20 protein-coding genes are annotated in these 19,273 nt (G+C 65.6%); 12 read left to right on the plus strand and 8 right to left on the minus strand.

Annotation, left to right across the window (positions count from 1 at the left end):
* Positions 1 to 50: 50 nt before the first annotated feature.
* Both KPL76_RS09440 and budA read left to right on the plus strand, forming a co-directional pair.
* Positions 51 to 515, plus strand: coding sequence for a DUF3054 domain-containing protein (locus KPL76_RS09440; RefSeq protein WP_216332655.1), 465 nt, complete (start codon positions 51 to 53; stop codon positions 513 to 515).
* 29 nt (positions 516 to 544) lie between these two features.
* A complete protein-coding gene (budA, locus tag KPL76_RS09445) occupies positions 545 to 1,342 on the plus strand; it encodes an acetolactate decarboxylase (protein WP_216332664.1) in 798 nt (265 codons plus the stop codon).
* Positions 1,343 to 1,462: 120 nt separating this feature from the next.
* Here budA and KPL76_RS09450 read toward each other — a convergent pair whose 3' ends face one another.
* Complete coding sequence (locus KPL76_RS09450; RefSeq protein WP_216332666.1) at positions 1,463 to 3,049, minus strand: SDR family NAD(P)-dependent oxidoreductase; 1,587 nt, start codon at positions 3,047 to 3,049, stop codon at positions 1,463 to 1,465.
* Between the two features lie 20 nt (positions 3,050 to 3,069).
* On the minus strand, positions 3,070 to 3,792 hold the full coding sequence (locus KPL76_RS09455) for an MBL fold metallo-hydrolase (protein ID WP_216332668.1): 723 nt from the start codon (positions 3,790 to 3,792) through the stop codon (positions 3,070 to 3,072).
* Positions 3,793 to 3,845: 53 nt separating this feature from the next.
* On the opposite strand from KPL76_RS09455, the gene KPL76_RS09460 reads away from it, so the two are divergent.
* Positions 3,846 to 4,385, plus strand: coding sequence for a TetR/AcrR family transcriptional regulator (locus KPL76_RS09460; protein ID WP_216332677.1), 540 nt, complete (start codon positions 3,846 to 3,848; stop codon positions 4,383 to 4,385).
* On the opposite strand, the gene KPL76_RS09465 is transcribed toward KPL76_RS09460, so the two are convergent.
* Both KPL76_RS09465 and KPL76_RS09470 read right to left on the minus strand, forming a co-directional pair.
* On the minus strand, positions 4,382 to 5,011 hold the full coding sequence (locus tag KPL76_RS09465; protein ID WP_216332686.1) for an MBL fold metallo-hydrolase: 630 nt from the start codon (positions 5,009 to 5,011) through the stop codon (positions 4,382 to 4,384). The genes KPL76_RS09460 and KPL76_RS09465 overlap by 4 nt on opposite strands.
* Positions 5,011 to 6,105, minus strand: coding sequence for an S-(hydroxymethyl)mycothiol dehydrogenase (locus tag KPL76_RS09470; RefSeq protein ID WP_216332687.1), 1,095 nt, complete (start codon positions 6,103 to 6,105; stop codon positions 5,011 to 5,013). The genes KPL76_RS09465 and KPL76_RS09470 overlap by 1 nt, the downstream gene beginning before the upstream one ends.
* Positions 6,106 to 6,241: 136 nt before the next feature.
* Here KPL76_RS09470 and KPL76_RS09475 point away from each other — a divergent pair, with 136 nt between their 5' ends.
* The 7 genes from KPL76_RS09475 to KPL76_RS09505 all read left to right on the plus strand — a co-directional run bounded on the left by KPL76_RS09475 (position 6,242) and on the right by KPL76_RS09505 (position 13,540).
* Positions 6,242 to 7,138 carry an isoprenylcysteine carboxylmethyltransferase family protein gene (locus KPL76_RS09475; RefSeq protein WP_216332689.1) on the plus strand — a complete coding sequence of 299 codons (897 nt, stop codon included), beginning with the start codon at positions 6,242 to 6,244 and terminating at the stop codon, positions 7,136 to 7,138.
* Between the two features lie 90 nt (positions 7,139 to 7,228).
* Positions 7,229 to 7,705 carry a YlcI/YnfO family protein gene (locus KPL76_RS14770; RefSeq protein ID WP_253201977.1) on the plus strand — a complete coding sequence of 159 codons (477 nt, stop codon included), beginning with the start codon at positions 7,229 to 7,231 and terminating at the stop codon, positions 7,703 to 7,705.
* 57 nt (positions 7,706 to 7,762) lie between these two features.
* Positions 7,763 to 10,333: a DEAD/DEAH box helicase gene (locus KPL76_RS09485; RefSeq protein WP_371733955.1), complete on the plus strand. Its 2,571-nt coding sequence runs from the start codon at positions 7,763 to 7,765 to the stop codon at positions 10,331 to 10,333.
* A gap of 37 nt (positions 10,334 to 10,370) precedes the next feature.
* The gene (locus tag KPL76_RS09490; protein WP_216332693.1) at positions 10,371 to 10,775 is read left to right on the plus strand and encodes a molybdopterin-binding protein; all 405 of its coding nucleotides are present in this window, start codon (positions 10,371 to 10,373) and stop codon (positions 10,773 to 10,775) included.
* A gap of 5 nt (positions 10,776 to 10,780) precedes the next feature.
* Complete coding sequence (gene modA, locus KPL76_RS09495; protein ID WP_371733956.1) at positions 10,781 to 11,620, plus strand: molybdate ABC transporter substrate-binding protein; 840 nt, start codon at positions 10,781 to 10,783, stop codon at positions 11,618 to 11,620.
* Between the two features lies 1 nt (position 11,621).
* Entirely contained in the window at positions 11,622 to 12,473 is an 852-nt protein-coding gene (locus KPL76_RS09500) for an ABC transporter permease (RefSeq protein ID WP_216336300.1), read from the plus strand.
* Positions 12,470 to 13,540 carry a sulfate/molybdate ABC transporter ATP-binding protein gene (locus tag KPL76_RS09505; protein ID WP_216332695.1) on the plus strand — a complete coding sequence of 357 codons (1,071 nt, stop codon included), beginning with the start codon at positions 12,470 to 12,472 and terminating at the stop codon, positions 13,538 to 13,540. The genes KPL76_RS09500 and KPL76_RS09505 overlap by 4 nt, the downstream gene beginning before the upstream one ends.
* 5 nt (positions 13,541 to 13,545) lie before the next feature.
* On the opposite strand, the gene KPL76_RS09510 is transcribed toward KPL76_RS09505, so the two are convergent.
* Positions 13,546 to 14,436: a UbiA family prenyltransferase gene (locus tag KPL76_RS09510; protein WP_216332697.1), complete on the minus strand. Its 891-nt coding sequence runs from the start codon at positions 14,434 to 14,436 to the stop codon at positions 13,546 to 13,548.
* Between the two features lie 233 nt (positions 14,437 to 14,669).
* On the opposite strand from KPL76_RS09510, the gene KPL76_RS09515 reads away from it, so the two are divergent.
* Positions 14,670 to 15,353: a polysaccharide deacetylase family protein gene (locus tag KPL76_RS09515; protein WP_216332699.1), complete on the plus strand. Its 684-nt coding sequence runs from the start codon at positions 14,670 to 14,672 to the stop codon at positions 15,351 to 15,353.
* A gap of 46 nt (positions 15,354 to 15,399) precedes the next feature.
* Here the strand turns inward: KPL76_RS09515 and KPL76_RS09520 are convergent, their stop codons facing one another.
* Together KPL76_RS09520 and KPL76_RS09525 are read right to left on the minus strand one after the other, a co-directional pair.
* Entirely contained in the window at positions 15,400 to 16,650 is a 1,251-nt protein-coding gene (locus KPL76_RS09520) for a hypothetical protein (RefSeq protein WP_216332701.1), read from the minus strand.
* Between the two features lie 59 nt (positions 16,651 to 16,709).
* A complete protein-coding gene (locus tag KPL76_RS09525; protein ID WP_216332703.1) occupies positions 16,710 to 17,363 on the minus strand; it encodes a DsbA family protein in 654 nt (217 codons plus the stop codon).
* Between the two features lie 139 nt (positions 17,364 to 17,502).
* Between KPL76_RS09525 and KPL76_RS09530 the strand changes: the two genes are divergently transcribed.
* Positions 17,503 to 18,057: a YceI family protein gene (locus KPL76_RS09530; RefSeq protein ID WP_216332712.1), complete on the plus strand. Its 555-nt coding sequence runs from the start codon at positions 17,503 to 17,505 to the stop codon at positions 18,055 to 18,057.
* A gap of 96 nt (positions 18,058 to 18,153) precedes the next feature.
* Here KPL76_RS09530 and KPL76_RS09535 read toward each other — a convergent pair whose 3' ends face one another.
* Complete coding sequence (locus tag KPL76_RS09535) at positions 18,154 to 19,269, minus strand: winged helix DNA-binding domain-containing protein (protein ID WP_216332714.1); 1,116 nt, start codon at positions 19,267 to 19,269, stop codon at positions 18,154 to 18,156.
* Between the last annotated feature and the right edge of the window lie 4 nt (positions 19,270 to 19,273).

Here is a 19,273-nt window from a genome sequence, read left to right on the forward strand (position 1 = left end):
GGCGGTGCCCGCAACCGGACATCGTGACCCGCGCTCGTAGACTTGCAGGTATGTCTGAGAGCACCCCCGCGCACACGTCCCCGAAGTCCACGGCTCCGGATGCTGCACCCACCGGTGCCCGATCACCCCGTCGGGCAGCCGCACCCCGCACCATCCTCGTCGCGGCCGCACTCGATGTGGTGCTGCTGCTCGTCTTCGTGCTCATCGGGCGGAACAGCCACGATGAAGGATTCAACGTGCTCGGCGCGCTCAACACGTGGTGGCCCTTCCTTCTCGGTCTCGCCGTGGGCTGGGCCGCGACGCGGGCGTGGCGGTATCCGTTCGAGGTCGTGCTGCCGGGCATCCCGATCTGGCTTTTCACCGTTGCCGTCGGCATGCTCTTCCGCACGCTGACTGGCCAGGGGGTCGCCGTGAGCTTCGTGATCGTGACGCTCATCGTGACCGGAGTGTTCCTTCTCGGGTGGCGCCTGCTCGCCCGGGTCATCGTGAAGCGCCGAGCCCGTTCAGCGCGGTGACCTCGCCCGCGCGAACCGAGGGGGCGGCCATGCCTGTCGTCTCCGGTGCGCCCGGAACGCTTGACGCACCGGGGGCGATGGCAGCGGCGGGGCATCTGCAGCCGGCCATCGGCGTCAGCATCACCCAGTTCTCGGTCATCCATGCGCTCATGTCTGGGCTCTACGACGGGGTCTTCCCGGCAAGTCAGGTGCTGGCGGCGGGAGGCTTCGGAATCGGGTGCGGGCATGCTCTGAACGGTGAACTCGTGTTCGTCGACGGCGAGATCTTTCGCTGCACTTCAGACGGCAGCGTGAGCCGCGTCGACGAGAGCGAACGCGTGCCCTTTGCCGAGGTCTCGGTCTTCGCTCCGACGTTGAGCACGCCGCTGGGCGGTTCCGGGCCACTCGACCGCACCGGGTTCGAGAGCCTGGTCGCGTCACTCCTGCCGAGCCGGAACCTCTTCTACGCCATCAGGGTCGACGGTGACTTCGACCGGATGCTCGTGCGGGAGCCCATTCGCCAGCATCACCCATTCCGCCCGTTGCTCGAGGTGATGCAGACCCAGAACGAGAACGAGCTCGGCCGCACCTCCGGCTCGCTGGTCGGCTTCTGGGCGCCCTCGATCTACCAGGGCATCAGTGTCGCCGGGTTCCACCTGCACTATCTCGATGAGGGCCGCAGCGTAGGCGGGCACAGCCTCGACTATGCGATCTCGTCGGGCACACTGACGATGCAGGCCATGTCGAGCCTGACCGTCCGGCTGCCGCACACCCCCGAGTTCGGCGCTGCCGACTTCGAATCGATCGACGACGACCTGGCCATCCGCCGCGTGGAGCAGTCCCGCTAATTTAGCCAGCGACGCGCCGCAAGATTATGCAGGGGTGCGTAGCACAGCGTCTTTCCGTGGTGCTTCGTGTTGAACTAAGAAGCGCGTGTCGTGGCGCGCGTAGCGCGACGCGCCGCAAGATTACCAGGGGGAGGGTTTGTAGTCCTTCAGGAAGACGCCGCACAGGTCTTCTCCCGCCTCGCCGCGCACGACCGGGTCGTACACCCGGGCCGCACCGTCGACCAGGTCGAGGGGTGCGTGAAAACCTTCCTCGGCCAGACGTACCTTCGTCGGGTGCGGGCGCTCATCCGTGATCCAGCCGGTGTCGACACTGGTCATCAGAATGCCATCGGTCGCGAACATCTCTTTCGCACTCGTGCGCGTGAGCATGTTGAGCGCGGCCTTCGCCATGTTGGTGTGCGGATGCCCTGGCCCTTTGTAGCCGCGTGCGAACACACCCTCCATCGCCGAGACGTTGACCACGTAGGCCCGGCCTGATCTGGCAGCGGCAGCAGCCTCTGCCATCGACGCTCGCAGCTTGCTGATCAGCAGGAAGGGGGCCGTGGTGTTGCACAGCTGCACTTCGAGCATCTCCAGCGGATCGACGTCGTGCACCGCCTGCGTCCAGCTGTTCTCATGGTGTACGTCGGGCACGAGCCCACCGGCGTCGATCGCGGTTCCCGCGGCGAGCCGTTCGAGCGACGACGATCCTGCGGCCAGCGCGAGCCCCGAGAGTTCGTCGGCGCTGAGTTCATTCGGCGTGAGCCCTGCCTCGAGCAGCGCAGTGCCCAGCAGCTTCGACCCGGCCAGTTCGGCATTCGCGTTGGCATCACTCGCAGCGCCGGCACGAGCAGCCCGTTGAAGCAGAGGGTGCGCGGCTACCGACGCCGCCAGCGCCTGCGGGTGCGCATCGTTGGTGTGCCCGAACGTGATCATCTCGGGTTTCGGCCCATCGGGCAGCGGTGCCAGTTCGGCCTCGGCCAGTGGCGCATACGACCCCGGTGAGCGTTTCACCGTCTGCGCTGCGTTGTTGATGAGAATGTCGAGCGGCCCGGCCGCGGCCACCGTCTCGGCCAGCCCGATCACCTGGGCGGGGTCGCGCAGGTCGATCCCGACCACGCGCAAGCGATGAAGCCAGTCGCCCGAGTCGGGCAGGCTCGAGAACCGGCGCACGGCGTCGCGCGGGAACCTCGTCGTGATCGTGGTGTGGGCGCCGTCGCGCAGCAGCCGCAGCGCGATGTACATTCCGATCTTGGCGCGGCCGCCGGTGAGCAACGCCCGCTTGCCTGTGAGGTCGGTGCGGGCATCCCGCTTCGCGTGGCTCATCGCAGCGCAGTCGGGGCACAGTTGGTGGTAGAACGCGTCGACCTGCGTGTAGTGCTGCTTGCAGATGTAACACGGGCGCGACTTGATGAGGGTCCCGGCGCTCGGCGCACTGGTGATCGCTGCGAGCGCGACACCGCGGGTCTCGTCGTCGATGCGGTCGGGAGCCCCTGTCGCTGTGCCCGCGATCACGCTTTTGTCGGCGGCCTGGATGGCTTCGCGTTTCTCGTCGCGCCGATTCTTCTTGACCGACTTGAACATCTTGGCGGTGGCGCGCCTCACGGCCACAAAATCCGGATGCTCCTCGTCGAGTTCGTGCAGGCTCGCCAACACGCGCAGTGCCACCTCGAGCTCGGCGGGGTCGATGGCGGGCGTATCGGCGGGTTCGGGCGTGTTCTGGCTCATGGGAAGAGCCAATTCTATCGTCAGCCAGCGGGGGCTGCGGCCTTCTCGACCGCGGCGATGGCAGCCTCGATACCGCCGCTCCAGGGGTCGCCATGGCCGGGAAGCACCCAGGTCGCGCCTGTGGAGATCAGGGCCTTCAGCGACGCCACGGCCTGCTCTGGTTCGTCGGTGAACGGCGCGGGCTGCGGGCCCTTCGTGCCGGTGAGCACGTGCCGCGTCGTCAGGCCGTCGCCCACGAACACGGCGTCGGCGACGGGTGCGAAGATCGCGATACTGCCCTCGGAATGCCCGGGCAGTGCAATGATCTCGGGCTGACCCGGCAGGTCGAGGGTTTCGCCGCCATGGAGCTCCACAACGTCGGTGAGGTAGGTCGTGCGCAATCCGCCCTTGCGGAGCGAATAGGCGAAGAACCCGAGCGTGGCGCCGAATCGCATCGTCTGTTTCGCGTTCGCCGGCTTCGGGCCGCCCTTGGCTCGGCTCGCGTCTGCGGAATGCACGTAGACGGGAACGCCGTGGTCGCGGTGGAGTCGTTCGGCGAACCCGATGTGGTCGGAGTCGCCATGGGTGAGAATCACCCCTTTGATGTCGGCGACTGTGCGCCCCATGGTGTCGAGTTCGGCCAGAAGGTCGTGCCAGAGCCCGGCGAGCCCGGCATCGATCACGGTCACTCCTTCGGGGGTGTCGATGAGGTAGGCGGCAATGATGTGATTGCCGATGCGGTGAAGGGAAGGTCCGAGTTTCATGATGGCTATGCTACATAGCCATCATGGCTATGGTCAATAGCTATACTGCTGATATGCCCACTCCAGACAGAACCTCCCTCGACGCGATCGTGCTCGCCGCATGCGAACTCCTCGAACACGACGGGGTTGCCGGGCTCACGATGAACGCGGTCGCACATCGGGTGGGTGTGCGCCCGCCCTCGCTCTATAAACGAGTCGAGAGCCGTGACCAATTGATCCGGTTGGTCGCCGAGGCGACGCTCACTGAATTGGCAGCCAGGTTGGATGCTGCCACCAGCCCGCGGCAGCTGGCGAACAGTTTTCGTGCGTTCGGCCACGAGCGACCCGCCGCGTTTCAGCTTGTGATGGCCCCGGGTGCTGGAATACCTGTTGCCGGCATCGAGTTCGGCGTCGCCGCAAGCGCTTCGATCCTCAGGGTCGCCGGCGAGCTGGCCGGAGAGGCTCACGCACTCGAGGCAGCGCGCACCCTCACGGCCTGGGCGGCTGGTTTTGTCGGCATGGAGCTGAATGGTGCCTTCCAGCTCGGCGGCAACGTCGACGACGCCTGGCAGTTCGGCGTCACCCACATCGTCGCAGCGATCTCGATGCCCTAGTGCCCGCGGGCGATCCACTCGTCGAGTGAGGGAGCTTCCTGACCGATCGTGGTCGAGTCGCCGTGCCCGGTGAGAACGACCGTTTCGGCCGGCAGGGTGAGCAGCTTCGCTGTGATCGACCGGATGATCGTGGGGAAGTCACTGTATGAACGCCCGGTCGCCCCTGGCCCGCCGCTGAACAGGGTGTCGCCGCTGAAGACCGTACCCAGGGCTGGGGCGTAGAAGCAGACTGCACCCGGGGAATGCCCGGGCGTCTGGAGCACCTGGAGCTCGACCCCGGCGATCCGGATCACTTGGCCGTCGACCAGGCCGGCATCGGGCATCTTGTCGGGGTAGACGGCGTCCCACAGCATCCGGTCGCCGTCGTTGAGAGAGACCGGGGCCCCGGTTGCCGCCTGGACCGCAGCGACGGCGTCGATGTGGTCGTCGTGGGCGTGGGTGAGCACAATGGCCCGGAGCGCGCGGTCACCGATCGCCGTGAGGATGGCATCCGCGTCGTGGGCCGCATCGATGACGACGCACTCGGAGTCGTCGCCGACGATCCAGACGTTGTTGTCGACATCCCACGTTCCACCATCGAGGCTGAAGGTGCCACTGGTGACGAGGTGCTCGATTCGGGCCGGCATCAGAGCACGACCACCGAGCGGAGCACGTCGCCGCTGGCCATGCTGGCGAAGGCCTGTTCGATGTCTTCGATGCCGATGCGTTCGGTGACGAACTCGTCCAGGGGCAGGCGGCCCTGCAGGAAGAGGTCAGTCAGCATCGGGAAGTCGCGTTCCGGCAGGCAGTCCCCGTACCAGCTGGACTTGAGCGAACCGCCGCGGCCGAAGACGTCGAGAAGGGGGATCTCGAGCATCATGTCGGGGGTCGGTACCCCGACGAGCACGACTGTGCCGGCCAGGTCGCGCGAGTAGAACGCCTGCCGCCAGGTCTCAGGCCGACCAACGGCGTCGATCACGACATCGGCGCCGAACGTCTTCGTCAGCGCCTGAACGGCGGCGACCACCCCCGCCTCGTCGAGGCTGCTGGAGTCTATGACGTGGGTTGCGCCGAGCTTCTGCGCCTTCACGAGCTTCTTCGCGTCGCGGTCGATGGCGATGATCGTGCTCGCGCCGGCGAGCCGTGCACCCACGATTGCGGCAGTGCCGACACCGCCGCAGCCGATCACCGCGACAGAGTCGCCGCGCCCGACGTTGCCCGTGTTCATTGCGGCGCCGAGACCCGCCATGATTCCGCAGCCGAGAAGGCCGACGGCTGCGGGGTCGGCATCGGGGTTGACCTTGGTGCACTGTTTCGAATGCACGAGGGTCTTCTCGGCGAACGCGCCGATACCCAGGGCAGGGCTCAGTTCGGTGCCGTCCTCGAGGGTCATCTTCTGGGTCGCGTTGAAGGTGTTGAAGCAGTACCAGGGCTCTGCCCGCACGCAGGCGCGGCATTCGCCGCAGACCGCACGCCAGTTGAGCACCACGAAGTCGCCGACCTTGACGTTGGTGACGCCGTCGCCGATCGCGCTGACCCTGCCGGCGGCTTCATGGCCAAGCAGGAACGGGAAGTCGTCGCTGATTCCACCTTCGCGGTAGTGATAGTCGGTGTGACAGACCCCGCAGGTCTCGATGTCGACGACAGCTTCACCCGGGCCCGGGTCGGGAACGACGATGTTCACCAGTTCGACGGGTGCGCCCTGGGATCTGGCGATGACGCCGGTCACTGTTGTGGGCATGGGGGCCTCCTTCAGGCGTTGCAGCACGTGCTCGCATCACCCTACCTTCCGAACGATTCTGCGAGTCTGTGAGGAGGTGCGCGTATCAGCGCCCCTGTTGCAGTCCTGTTCTCCTGCGGACGGGTAGTCTGTGGGCATGCGCTGGGGTCGACTCTATTTCGCTGTGCAGGCGATCGCTGGGCTGGCCTGGTGGATCGCGGTGTTCCTCTCACCCGTCGTGCGTGAGGCTACGCTCGGTCAGCTCAACCCGACTGTCGTCGCTGTCTTCGACATGCCCCTCTTCGTGATCGCCTCTGCGTTAGCTGCGTTCGGGGTGAGGCCCGCGGCAGTGGTGAGCACTGGCTGGACGGGCGTCGTCACTCTCGGCTTGGCGACGTATGCCACGGTCACCACCGAAGCGGGTTGGGGTGTGCTGGCGATGGGCGCGGCGACGGTGGGTTCGCTGAGTGCCCTGTGCATCATCCTGTTCGGCCGTGTGCCCACCGAGTGGCTCATCAACGGCCCATTTGCCTTTCGTTCAGCCACGACGAGGCCGAAACCCGCGCGTCACGTGGCATCGACGTTCGGGCAGATCGCGGTCTTCTGGGGGTTGTTCCTGGTTGTCATTCCGCTGGTGATTGCGGCGCTCGAGCAGCGCTGGCGAGTCGGGCTCCCGTTTCCGGCGTTTGCAATTCCGCTCGGCGTTGCCGTTCTCCTCCTTGCCAGCACCCTCGGAATCTCCTCGGGGGTGATCATGTCGACGCTCGGCGACGGCACTCCACTGCCGTCGGCGATGGCCAACAGGCTGGTGATCGTGGGCCCCTACCGCTGGATCCGCAACCCCATGGCCGTCTCCGGCTTCGTTCAGGGTGTCGCGGTCGGCCTGATCCTGGAGTCGTGGCTTGTGGTTGCCTACGCCGTGGCCGGCTCTTTGCTCTGGAACTACGCCGTCAGGCCGCATGAGGAGGCAGACCTCGAGCAGCGTTTCGGCGACGAGTTTCGTAGCTACCGGGACGCGGTCCGCTGCTGGGTACCCCAGATCCCGAAGCCCTAGCAGTCACGTGAGATGAGACTGCACGAATTCCCGTGGTTAGTATGAAGAAATGTCGTGTGCACCTGTGGCTGTTTGTAATACAATCAGTCCATGAAATTCACGCGGTTCGAGATTGAACTGCTTGCTGACGATTGGCCCTTTGAAATCGACCATCAGGTCGCTCACCTGTTCAAGCATCCGAAGCTCGGGGTGCAGGACATCGCCGATATCTGGGCGAGCGACCCGCTCTTCTATCCTGCTGAACCTCCAGCACACTGGCTGATGGTCGCCGAGGTCGAAGGTCGAGTGCTGATGGTTCCGTTGGGGGTTGGCGAGGATGTACAAGGAGGATCGATGAATACGAAGATGACGCCCGACGAAGAGTTCGAGTTCTACGCCAAACCCGAGAACCAGGTGCCGACTGGCCCCGCGGTTCGTCGCCGCAAGCGGTTGAGCGAGCCAGTACCTGTGCGATTTCCAGACGATTTGCTGCAGAGAGTTCGGGAGAAGGCCGAGGCAGATGATCGGTCGGTTTCGAGTTGGATCCGTCGAGCAGTGGAGCATGAACTCGACAGGAACGCGAGCTGAGGTGAGCCCTCGGTAAGGCATGATCGAAGGATGACGGATGCCCAGCTCGACTCGCGCCTGTCGCTGATCAACTACCTGCCCGACGTCGCCGCCGACGGTGATGCCGGTACCGCCGCCCAGGCCGACCCCGACGAGCTCTTCGAACGCTTCAGCGAGTACACACTCTCGCGCGGCCTAACGCTGTACCCGGCGCAGGAGGAGGCGATCATTGAGATCGTCTCCGGCGCCAACCTCATCCTCAGTACACCGACAGGCACCGGAAAGTCGCTGGTCGCCGTAGCGGCACACTTCGCAGCCCTCGCCGATGGTCGCCGCACCTTCTACACCGCTCCCATCAAAGCGCTCGTCTCCGAGAAGTTCTTCGCTCTGGTCGAGATCTTCGGCCCGAGCAACGTCGGCATGGTCACCGGCGATTCGAGCGTGAATCCCGACGCACCCATCATCTGTTGCACCGCCGAGATCCTCGCCAACATCGCGCTGCGTCATGGCGCAGATGCCCCTGTCGACCAGGTCGTGATGGACGAATTCCACTTCTACTCCGATCCCGAGCGCGGCTGGGCATGGCAGGTGCCCCTGCTCACCCTCCCGAACGTGCAGTTCATCCTCATGTCGGCCACCCTCGGCGACGTGACCTGGCTCTCGAAAGACCTGACCGCGCGCACCAATCGCGAAACAGCGGTGGTCACCGGCGTCGAACGACCCGTGCCGTTGAACTACTACTACGCCACGACGCCGGCCCACGAGACGGTCGAAGACCTGCTGCAGACCGGCCAGTCCCCGGTGTATATCGTGCACTTCTCGCAACTGGCTGCGCTCGAGCGGGCCCAGGCGCTGTCGAGCATCAAGATCGTGAGCCGAGAACAACGGGATGCGATCGCCGAGGCGATCGGTGACTTCCGTTTCACGACGAACTTCGGCCGCACCCTCTCGCGGCTCATCCGTGCCGGAATCGGGGTTCACCACGCCGGCATGCTGCCGAAGTATCGCCGGCTCGTAGAGCAGCTCGCCCAGCAGGGCCAGCTGCGGGTCATCTGCGGCACCGACACACTGGGTGTGGGCATCAATGTGCCCATCCGTACCGTTCTGCTGACGGCGTTGACGAAGTTCGATGGCACGCGGATGCGCCAGCTCACCGCTCGCGAGTTCCACCAGATCGCCGGCCGCGCCGGCCGCGCAGGATTCGACACCGCGGGCACTGTCGTGGCGCAGGCGCCAGAGCACGAGACAGAGAACGCCCGTCTTGTAGCCAAGGCGGGAGACGACCCCAAGAAGCTCAAGAAGGTCGTGAAGAAGCGCGCACCGGAGGGCTTCGTCTCGTGGGGGGAGCCGAGTTTCAACCGGCTCATCGCGGCCGAACCAGAGACGCTCACCTCGAGCATGCAGATCACCCACGCGATGCTGTTGAACGTGATCGGGCGTGGGGGAGACGCGTTCACCAACGTGCGAAAGCTGCTCGAAGACAACCACGAACCGCGTCACCGTCAGCTCGACCTCGATCGACAGGCGCTGGCGATCTACCGAACGCTCCGAACCGCGGGCATCGTGGAGCAACTGCCACCGGATGCCGATGGCCGGGTGATCATCCGTCTCACCGTCGACCTGCAACCGAACTTCGCGCTCAACCAGCCGTTGTCGCCGCTCGCGCTCGCGGTGTTCGACCTGCTCGGCCCCGAATCGCCGACGTATGCGCTCGACATGATCTCGGTGCTCGAGGCCACGCTCGACGACCCGCGGCCGGTGCTCTCAGCCCAGCAGTTCCAGGCCAAGGGCGAGGCCGTCGCGGCAATGAAGTCCGAGGGCATCGAGTACGACCAGCGAATGGAACTGCTCGAACAGATCACGCACCCCAAGCCTCTGGAGGAGCTGCTGGCTGCCGCCTTCGAGACCTACAAAGCCTCGCAACCGTGGGTCGGTGACTTCGAACTCAGCCCGAAGACCGTGGTGCGCGACATGTACGAGCGGGCGATGACGTTCAACGACTACATCGGGTACTACAAGCTGAACCGGTCAGAGGGGCTGGTGCTCCGGTACTTCTCCGATGCTTTCCGCGCGGCGCGGGCGACGATCCCCGACGAGGCGAAGACCGAAGACCTGCTCGACCTCATCGAGTGGCTGGGCGAGCTCGTGCGCCAGGTCGACTCGAGCCTGCTCGACGAGTGGGAGGAGCTGACGAACCCCGCCGACATCCAGGGTGAGGCCGACGAGGTCGCGTCCCATGGTCGCGGGGTCACCGCCGTGCTACCGCCGGCACCTCGCAGCGTCGTGTCGAACGCGCGGGCATTTCGGATCCTGGTGCGCAACGAACTCTTCCGCCGGGTGCAGCTGGCTGCGCTCGACAAGGTCGACGACCTGGGCGAGCTCGACGGCCCCGGCGGCTTCAGCCGCGACCGGTGGGCTGATGCCCTCGACGGCTACTACGGCGAATACGACTCGATCGGCACGGCCGGCGACGCGCGCAGTGCTTCGATGCTCACCATCACGGAGGGCTCGTCGGTCTGGCGTGTACGGCAGACCTTTGACGACCCTGCGGGCGACCATGACTGGGGCATCGACGCCGAGGTCGACCTCGCGGAGTCGGCCGAGCAGGGCGTGGCGATCATCCGGGTGACGGGCGTCAACCGCCTCTGACTCCAGTTTCCGCACCTGCGGCGATATAGTCGTATTCATGCCGCAGATCAGGATCAGGGATGCCGCGCTCTACGTTGGCGTCAGTGACGACACCGTGCGCCGCTGGGTCGACAATGAGCTGTTGTCGAGCAGCAAAGACGACTCGGGCAAGACGGTGGTCGACGGCTTCGAACTGGCCCAGCTGGTGAAGAAGAACGCCGTCGCGATGGCCGACCCCTCCGGAGTGGGGCGGTCTGCCCGAAATTCGTTCGTGGGGCTGGTCACAGCGATCACCATGGACACGGTGATGGCCCAGGTCGAACTGCAGTGCGGGCCCCACCGCGTGGTTTCGCTCATGTCGAGTGAGGCAGTTCGCGAGCTGGGACTCGAGCTGGGCTCCGTTGCCGTCGCTGTCGTGAAAGCCACGACGGTCATCGTTGAGACACCGATGGGAAAGATGTGAAGAGGATCGTTCTGCCGGGCCGCACGAAGGTGGCCAGAAGAGTAGCTGCCACGCTGGTTGCCGCAGCTGTGCTCACGGGCGCGGCCGCCTGCACCTCCACGTCGGCTCCGGTCGGCACGGCGGCCGCTGGGACGGCTTCGGCCACAGCGACCCCCACGCCGACTCCGAAGGGCACGATCGTCGTCTTCGCCGCCGCTTCGCTGAAGCCGACCTTCACGGCGCTTGCCACGAAATTCGAAGCCGCCAATCCGGGCACGACCGTCACGCTGAACTTCGCCGGTTCGAGTGATCTCGTCACGCAGATCACCTCCGGTGCACCAGCAGATGTCTTCGCGTCTGCCGACGCGAAGAACATGAAGAAACTCACCGACGCCTCGGAGATCATGGGAACACCGGTGAACTTCGCCACCAACACTCTCGAGATCGCGGTGCCGCTCGACAATCCGGCCCATGTCTCCAGCTTCGGCGACCTCGGTAAAGCGAGAGTGAGAACGGTCATCTGTGCGCCGCAGGTGCCCTGCGGCGCAGCCACAGCGACCATCGAGACCGCAACCAGCGTGACGATCCCTGCTGTGAGCGAGGAGTCGTCGGTGACCGATGTGCTCGGCAAGGTCGCCTCGGGTGAAGCCGACGCCGGGTTGGTCTACGTCACCGATGTCAAGGCATCGGGTTCCACTGTGCTCGGCGTACCGTTCGCCGAAGCGTCGCAGGCTGTCAATACCTACCCGATCGGTGTCGTGGCAACGACGAAGAACCAGACGCTCTCCGAGGCGTTCATCGCCTATGTGACCGGCTCTGTGGGCCGGGGTGTTCTCCAGGCGGCGGGTTTCGGTGCCGTCCCTTAGCGTGCTTTCCTCCGCCCGTTCCCGCCGACGTTCGCCGGCAGGGTGGGCCGGCAGCTCGGGTGGCGTTCCGCGCTGGGTGATTGCGGCGGCGATCGTGGGTGCCGCGTTCGTGCTGCTGCCCCTCGTCGCGATCGTCACACGCGTCGACTGGGCCCAGTTCATTCCGCTGGTGACGTCGCCGTCGTCGCTCGACGCCCTGTGGCTGAGCCTTCGAACCTCGCTTGCCGCGACCATATTGTGCATCGTGTTCGGAGTGCCCCTCGCTCTGGTCCTGGCCCGAACCCGCTTCACCGGGCAGAAGGTGCTTCGTTCGCTCGTGTTGCTCCCGCTTGTTCTGCCACCGGTGGTCGGCGGAATCGCGCTGCTCTACACCTTCGGCCGGCGGGGGCTTCTCGGCGGCGCGTTCGACGTGCTGGGCATCCAGATCGCCTTCTCATCGACCGCCGTCGTTCTCGCCCAGACCTTCGTCGCGCTGCCGTTTCTTGTGCTCAGCCTCGAGGGCGCGCTGCGCACGGTCGGCACGCGCTACGAAGCCGTGGCGGCAACGCTTGGTGCTCGCCCCACTGGCGTGCTGTGGAGGGTGACTCTGCCCCTGGTGGCCCCCGCCGTCATTTCGGGTGCAGTGCTGTCGTTTGCCAGGGCACTGGGCGAGTTCGGCGCGACACTCACCTTCGCTGGCAGCCTCCAGGGTGTCACCCGCACCTTGCCTCTCGAGATCTACCTGCAGCGCGAGACTGACCCAGAGGCTGCCGTTGCTCTCTCGCTGGTGTTGGTGATCGTTGCCGTGCTCGTCGTTCTGCTCTCGCACCAGATCGCCACTCATGCGCGGTTCAGGCTCGAGGCCACGCCGTGACCTTCACGATTCGAGCGCGAGTGGATGCCCGGGGCTTCGACCTCGAATTGACCGTGGCCGATGGCGAAACGGTCGCCGTCCTCGGGCCGAACGGCGCCGGCAAGTCGACGCTGCTCGCCATCGCAGCAGGACTCCTCACGCCCGACAGCGGCCGTGCCACACTCGACGGCCAGACGCTCTTCGACCTGCCAGGCACGCGCAGAGGTGCCTCTGTCACTGCAACAACCACCAGCGTCACCACCGCCACCGACGTCACCCGGGGCGGCGGCGCTGCCCCTCGCTCTGTGTGGATCGCTCCGCATGCCCGCAGTATCTCGCTGCTGGCACAGGAGGCGCTGCTCTTCCCGCACCTCAGCGTGCTCGACAATGTCGCGTTCGGCCCGCGCAGCCTCGGGCTCAGCATCCGCGAGGCCCGCCGCTCGGCGATTCGCTGGCTCGACGAAGTGGATGCCCGTGACCTCGCTGCGCGCAGGCCGACCGAACTCTCGGGGGGTCAGGCCCAGCGCATCGCCCTCGCTCGTGCGCTGGCGTCGGAGCCTTCGCTGCTTCTCCTCGACGAACCGCTCTCCGCCCTCGATGTGGCAGTGGCGCCGACTCTCCGCAGAACACTCCGGAGGGTTCTCGAGGGCCGCAGTGCCATCATCGTCACCCATGACATCCTCGATGCCTATCTGCTCGCCGATACGGTCGTGATCGTCGAAGACGGGCGCATCGTCGAACAGGGTTCGACGGCCGAGGTGTTCGAACGGCCCCGGAGCGGTTTCGCCGCTGACCTCGTCGGTCTCGTGGTGGTGCGAAGTGACGGCGAGACGCGTGCGGTCCGGCCCTCGGCGGTGACGCTGTCGCTGGCCGAACCTGTGCTGCACGCCGACAGAACCGTGCTGATGGGCCAGATTCGAGACATCGAACCGCGCGGTGACGTCGTGCGTGTGCACTCCGAGAGTGTGGCTGCCGACCTCCACCCACGGCTCGCTGCAGAGCTCGACCTCGTTGCCGGGCAGCGGGCGTGGTTCAGCTTCGTGACGGCCGACGCGGTGGCATACACGGGTGCCCCGACCGCCGGTTGACCACCTCAGGCGATGAGGCGTGAACCCGACAGGTCAAGCAGCACCACGTCGATCAGCGCGCTGGCGATGATCAGCTGGAACAGCAGCCTGCTCGGTGGTCGGGTCAGCACCAGCCATACTCCGAACGCCGCGATCACCAGCCCGATGGCAAAGCCGATGAGGCCGAGAAGGCTGGGTGCAGCAGCGGCGACTGTCGCATCGCTGTAACGGGAGGGTGCGCCCGGCGCACCTCCGGCGGCTGGCATCAACAGGCCGCCGAACGTGACCATCACCGAGGCCAGAAGAAGCGAACCGAACGCCACCAGGCCAGACCCGACGCGACCCAGTCGGTGCGGCAGCCCGTTCACCCCTGCGGCCCGGTCGTCCTCGAGGTCGGGAAGCACATTCGCAAAATGGGCAGCGAGCCCGAGCAGGGAGCCCGTCGCGACCACCCACCACGCCGCAACGGCCGGGGGAGTCGCTGCGAGCGTGACCACCATCGGCAGTAACCCGAAACTCACCACGTACGGCAGCCACGAGTACTGCGTCTTCTTCAGCCACAGGTTGTACGAGAGCCCCGAGGCCGTCAGAACAATGCTCGCTGCAGCAGCGTCGATACCCAGTGCGAACGACAGCGGGATGACCGCCAGTGCGGCCACGATGAACGCCGTGCGCACGGTCGAGACGGCGACGGCCCCGGTTGCCACGGGCTTGTCGGTTCTGCCGGCATCGACGTCGCGCCGGGCATCCAGCCAGTCGTTCGACCAGCCGATTGCGAGTTGGCCGGCCAGGATCGCAGCACCCACGGTGGCAACGCGAACAGGCGCGAGGCCGATCGTGATGGAGAGAATGACCGAGAGAGCGGTGACCGCAGCAGTCGGGCCGGGGTGACACGCGGCGATCAGGGCCAGCACCACATTGTCACCCCTTTTGGGGGTGCGGCGGGGTGAACCGATTTCCGTCACTGTTCCTCCCGTCCCGATACTGTGGGTGCGTGCAACGTCGACTGTTTCTCATTTTGGCCGCCACCGGCGTTGTGGCGACTGCGACGGCGTGTGCATCGACGCCTCAAACTACCCCAGTCGCGGCAGGCGCGACACCCCGCGCGCCGGTGACGCGCACACCCACCCCGACCGCAACGCCCGCACCGATGCCGACACCCACCCCCACTCCGACACCCGTTCCGTCGCAGAGTGCACCGGCACTGGCCAAAGTCGCCATCCCCGAGGGTGTCATGACCGACCTTCCGGGAGAGGGCAAGCTCCTCGCCTGGACGGTCGATGACGGCTCGAACAGCGAGGTGATTCGCAAGTACGTTGAATTCGCGAAGAAGACGGGCACCCGGCTGACCTTCTTCGTGAATGGCACCTATCCCGGCTGGACGGAGAATGCAGAACTGTTGCGCCCTCTCGTGAAGACCGGCCAGATCCAGCTCGGCAACCACACCTGGGATCACGCCGACCTCACCTCGCTCTCTGACGACGGCGTCATCGACGAACTCCAGAAGAACCACGACTTCCTGATGAACACCTTCGGGGTGGATGCCCGGCCCTTCTATCGCCCACCATTCGGTTATCGCAACCACCACACCGACCATCTCGCAGCGAAGATCGGCTACACGACGCCGGTCATGTGGTACGGCTCGCTGTCAGACAGCGGATTGATCACCGACCAGCAGGTGGTCGACTTCGCGACACAGTGGTTCCTGCCGCAGCACATCGTCATCGGGCATCTGAACTTCCTGCCGGTGACGGAGGTCTTCCCCCAACTCGAGAACCTGATCACCAGTCGCGGGTTGCAGACCGTCACACTGAACGATGTCTTCGTTCACTGAATTCGCTCCATGAGCAGCCGCGTTGCGTGTCGCTGCCGGGCGACACTCAGTACCAGTGCGGGTTCGTGTTCTGCGAGTGCGCCCAGGCTCCGCACGGAGTGCCGTAGGAGCGGGAGATGTACGAGAGCCCCCAGTTGATCTGGGTCTGGGCGTTCGTTCGCCAGTCGGCGCCGGCCGTGGCCATCTTGTTGCCGGGTAGTGACTGGGGTATCCCATAGGCCCCGCCGTTCTCGTTGTAGGCGTTCACGCGCCAGCCGGACTCGCGGTTCCACAGCAGCACCAGGCAGGAGAACTGGTCTGAGCCCCAGCCCATCGACGCCACCCGGTCGGCGGCGTAGGCCTTCGCGGCGGCGGGATCCACCACCACCGAGCCCGGCGGCAGTCCCTCGCTGCTGCCGGAGCCAGAACTCGAGCCCGAACCCGAACTGGCGGCCGCTGCGGCGGCTGCGGCCTGCTGCTGGGCCAGGATGTTGGCAGCCTCGATCTGCCCGAGCCGGTACGACTCGACGATCTGCGCCGTGGAATCCTGCAGCGCCGCGAGCTGGGCGTACAGCACATCGCTCTTGGCTTTCTGGTCGACCACCTGTGCATCGGCCGCCTCTTGTGCCGCCTTGGCGTCGTCGGCCGCCTTCTGTGCGGCAGCAGCGAGTTCGGTTCGGGCGTTCTCGGCGACGGTGGCCTGGTCTTTGAGTGTCGCTGCCAGGTTCTGCGAAGCGGCGGCGAGGTCGCTGAGCTTCGCCGACTGCTCGGTGAGCTTGCTCATGGTGCCGAGCCTGTAGAGCAGTGAGCCCGCGTTCGAGCTGTCGAGCAGGAGCGTGGCACTCGAGCTTCCCCCCGAACGGTAGAGCGATGCTGCGATTGCCCCGACCTGCTTCTGGGCCGCCGTGGCCCTGGATTGGGCATCCGTCGCCCGCTGGTCGGCCGTCTGGGCGATCTGGGTCGCTGCCTGCAGCTCTGCGGCGGCCTTCAGGTATTCGTTGCCCTTCTGCACGGCCTCGTCACCGAGCCGGGCGGCCTCATCTTCCAGCTGACCGAGCAGCGAGGTGATATTCGTCACCTCTGCCTGTTTCGCCGCCTCATTCTGTTTCGCTGCGTTGACGTCGTCCCAGCTCGGATAGTCGGTGCGAACCGCAAGCTGGCTCAGCCGGCCGGTGAAGTTGATGAATGCCGCAGATTCGGCCGAAATGGATGCCCGGGCCGACGTATGCGCGGAGAGCGCTGTCGCGGTCAACGGGGAGGCGACGCTCGCGGCGACGGCCAGCAGAGCCCCGGCGAGAAGGCGCGCCGAACGAGACATGGCTCTACGCTACGTGCAGGACCGTCGTTTCGTTGTGCCTCGACGGCGCGTTGCCGGATTCAGGTGGTGTGGGCCGCGTGGGTCTCAGCGAAAATCGGGTCGCGGGTGCGGCTGCGCTTGAGTTCGAAGAAGCCGTCGTAGCCGGCGACAGCGACGACGCCGTCCCAGAGGGCGAGGGCCTGTTCGCCGCTCGGTGCCGGCGAGATGACCGGGCCGAAGAATGCCACGCCGTTGACGGAGACGATCGGAGTACCGACGTCATTGCCGACGAGCGCCATTCCTGAGCCGTGCGATTCACGCAGCTGGGATTCGAAGGGAAAGGGGTCTGCCGTGGGGTCCGATGGCGCGTACGAAGCCAGCTCGGCGGGCAGGCCGGTTTCAGTGAGGGACTCTGCAATGACAGCGTCGACATCGGAGCGCTGCCCGAGGTGGATTCGCGATCCGAGTGCATCGTAGAGCGGCTTCACAACCGAGTCACCGTGCAGCTCCTTCGCCGCGGCCACCAGCTGTGCGTAGCGGAGGGCGCGCGGAAAGAAGGCCCGGTAGCTCTCTGACACGTCGTTGTTCTCATTGAGGATGGCGAGGCTCATTATGTGCCACGAGACGTCGAGGTCGCGAGAAAGCGCCACCTCGTCGACCCATCTGCTGGTCATCCAGGCCCACGGGCACGAGGGGTCGAACCAGAAGTCGACACGCGTTGTTGGTGTAGTCATGACTTCATGTTCTCATCTCGTTGTGACGGAATGTTTCAGACTGCGGGAATAATGTGGATAGTGAATGCATTTGTATAGATAATCGATAGCAGGTTGTATCGACAACTATTCTTGGATGAAACCGACGGAAAGAGAAACCATGACTGACAGCTACACGATCCCCGGACACAAGGCCGGCACCTGGACGATCGATCCTTCGCACAGCGAGGTCTCGTTCAGCGTTCGCCACCTTCTCATCAGCAAGGTCAAGGGCAAGTTCGAGAAGTTCGACGCCACCTTCGTCACCGGAGAGAGCCCCCTCGACACCAAGCTGACGGCGACCGCAGAAGTTGAGTCGATCAACACCGGCGACGCAAACCGTGACGGCCACCTGCGCACCAACGACTTCTTCAACGCTCCCGAGTTCCCGACCATCACCTTCGTTTCGACGAGCGTTGTGCCGAACAAGGACGACCTCGCGGTCACGGGAGACCTGACCATCAAGGGTGTCACCAAAGAGGTCACCTTCACCGTTGAGTTCGGTGGCTTCGGCAACGACCTCTACGGCAACTACAAGCTCGGCCTCACCGCGAAGACGGTCATCAACCGCAACGACTTCGGCGTGAGCTGGAACGCTCCCCTCGAGGCCGGTGGAGTGCTCGTCGGTGACGACGTGACCATCACGATCGACCTGCAGGCTTCGCTCCAGGCGTAGTTTCATCCTGTAATCGACAACCGCCGTCCAGGTTCGAACTGGGCGGCGGTTCGTCGATGGTGCAAGCCGCCTGCGCTCTACTGGTGTGGGGTGCGATCAGCGAAGCTCGCGGCCGAGAAAATCTGCATATCGTGAGGCGCGCTTGCGGATTCCGCCCGTCTGAGCGGAGGAGAACTCCGCGAACGGCTCGGGCGTCACGGCAACCTGCGTGCTTGTCGCCGTGCGGGACCACGTGCCGACGACAATGCCGCCGGAGACGACCGTCGGCAGGAAGATGCCGTTGTTGCCGGGCACTATGCGCTGGCTGTACTGCTCATCAAGCGCGGCGCGGCGGTCGGTGTAGCCGAGAAGGTACTCGTCGAAGCCGGGCAGCAGGTCAACGGATGATCGGCTCCCCCTGCTCGCGGAGGCACCCTGCAACCCCTCTGCCAACCAGTAGGTCTGGCCGTCGTAATCGACCGTCTCGAGCCTGTCGGCGGCGATCTCGAGCCCACGTTTCGCCTCAGGAACCAGCAGTTTCGACCACCAGAGAAAGTCCTTCAGCGTCGCCGGGCCGTGGCTGCGAAAGTAGCGGGTGGCCAGTTCGCCGAGGCTCTCGTCACGATCGAGGCTTCGTGGTGCTGTCACCCACTCGTCGAGCAGTACGAGGGCCTGCGCTGAACCGCGCATCGGGCCGAAGCAGATGGTCTTTGTGTGGGCGAGGTACCAGAGCAGGTTGGAGCCGCGATTGGTGTCTGTGGCGATACCGGCCTCAGCGAACCTCGCGAAGAGCTGGTCCCTCGTGAGCGCCACACCCCCAGCCAGGCTCTCGACGGCTACCGCACGGGCTGCTTCGAAGACGGTGTCGTCGAGGCCGAGCTGGCGATGGCGGGTGCGGGCACCGGCGACCATTCGCGCGGCTGTGAGGTCGAGCTTCCACCCCAGGTCTTCGCCTGCGACCAGGTGCAGGGTGCCCCTGAACGGCCAGGATCTCACTACGGCGCCGCTGTTCAGCGCGTCATCGACCGTCGTGAGCGTGCTGCCTTCTGCGCGGAGGCCGACTGACCACTTGACACCGGGGAGGTCCTGCGCCTGCATGGCCGTCATCCAGCGCACCACGTCGACCGGTGAGGCTTCAGCCGTGTCGAGACCGGGTGTGGGCGAATCCGGGCGCTCGATGCGCTGGCTCAGGAGCCGGAGGCGTGTCAGCTGGGTTCGGGTTGCAGTCGGCATGGCT

The organism is Subtercola sp. PAMC28395, assembly GCF_018889995.1.
Classification (GTDB): domain Bacteria; phylum Actinomycetota; class Actinomycetes; order Actinomycetales; family Microbacteriaceae; genus Subtercola.

Excerpts from the sequence above, each read along its gene's own strand:
- KPL76_RS09470 (WP_216332687.1), bottom strand. The coding sequence starts at position 6,105 with ATGCCCACAACAGTGACCGGCGTCATCGCCAGATCCCAGGGCGCACCC.
- KPL76_RS09525 (WP_216332703.1), bottom strand. The coding sequence starts at position 17,363 with ATGACTACACCAACAACGCGTGTCGACTTCTGGTTCGACCCCTCGTGC.
- KPL76_RS09535 (WP_216332714.1), bottom strand. The coding sequence starts at position 19,269 with ATGCCGACTGCAACCCGAACCCAGCTGACACGCCTCCGGCTCCTGAGC.
- KPL76_RS09475 (WP_216332689.1), top strand. The coding sequence starts at position 6,242 with ATGCGCTGGGGTCGACTCTATTTCGCTGTGCAGGCGATCGCTGGGCTG.
- KPL76_RS09465 (WP_216332686.1), bottom strand. The coding sequence starts at position 5,011 with ATGCCGGCCCGAATCGAGCACCTCGTCACCAGTGGCACCTTCAGCCTC.
- budA (WP_216332664.1), top strand. The coding sequence starts at position 545 with ATGCCTGTCGTCTCCGGTGCGCCCGGAACGCTTGACGCACCGGGGGCG.
- KPL76_RS09530 (WP_216332712.1), top strand. The coding sequence starts at position 17,503 with ATGACTGACAGCTACACGATCCCCGGACACAAGGCCGGCACCTGGACG.
- KPL76_RS09515 (WP_216332699.1), top strand. The coding sequence starts at position 14,670 with ATGCCGACACCCACCCCCACTCCGACACCCGTTCCGTCGCAGAGTGCA.
- KPL76_RS14770 (WP_253201977.1), top strand. The coding sequence starts at position 7,229 with ATGAAATTCACGCGGTTCGAGATTGAACTGCTTGCTGACGATTGGCCC.
- KPL76_RS09490 (WP_216332693.1), top strand. The coding sequence starts at position 10,371 with ATGCCGCAGATCAGGATCAGGGATGCCGCGCTCTACGTTGGCGTCAGT.
- KPL76_RS09450 (WP_216332666.1), bottom strand. The coding sequence starts at position 3,049 with ATGAGCCAGAACACGCCCGAACCCGCCGATACGCCCGCCATCGACCCC.
- KPL76_RS09460 (WP_216332677.1), top strand. The coding sequence starts at position 3,846 with ATGCCCACTCCAGACAGAACCTCCCTCGACGCGATCGTGCTCGCCGCA.
- KPL76_RS09440 (WP_216332655.1), top strand. The coding sequence starts at position 51 with ATGTCTGAGAGCACCCCCGCGCACACGTCCCCGAAGTCCACGGCTCCG.
- KPL76_RS09455 (WP_216332668.1), bottom strand. The coding sequence starts at position 3,792 with ATGAAACTCGGACCTTCCCTTCACCGCATCGGCAATCACATCATTGCC.
- KPL76_RS09520 (WP_216332701.1), bottom strand. The coding sequence starts at position 16,650 with ATGTCTCGTTCGGCGCGCCTTCTCGCCGGGGCTCTGCTGGCCGTCGCC.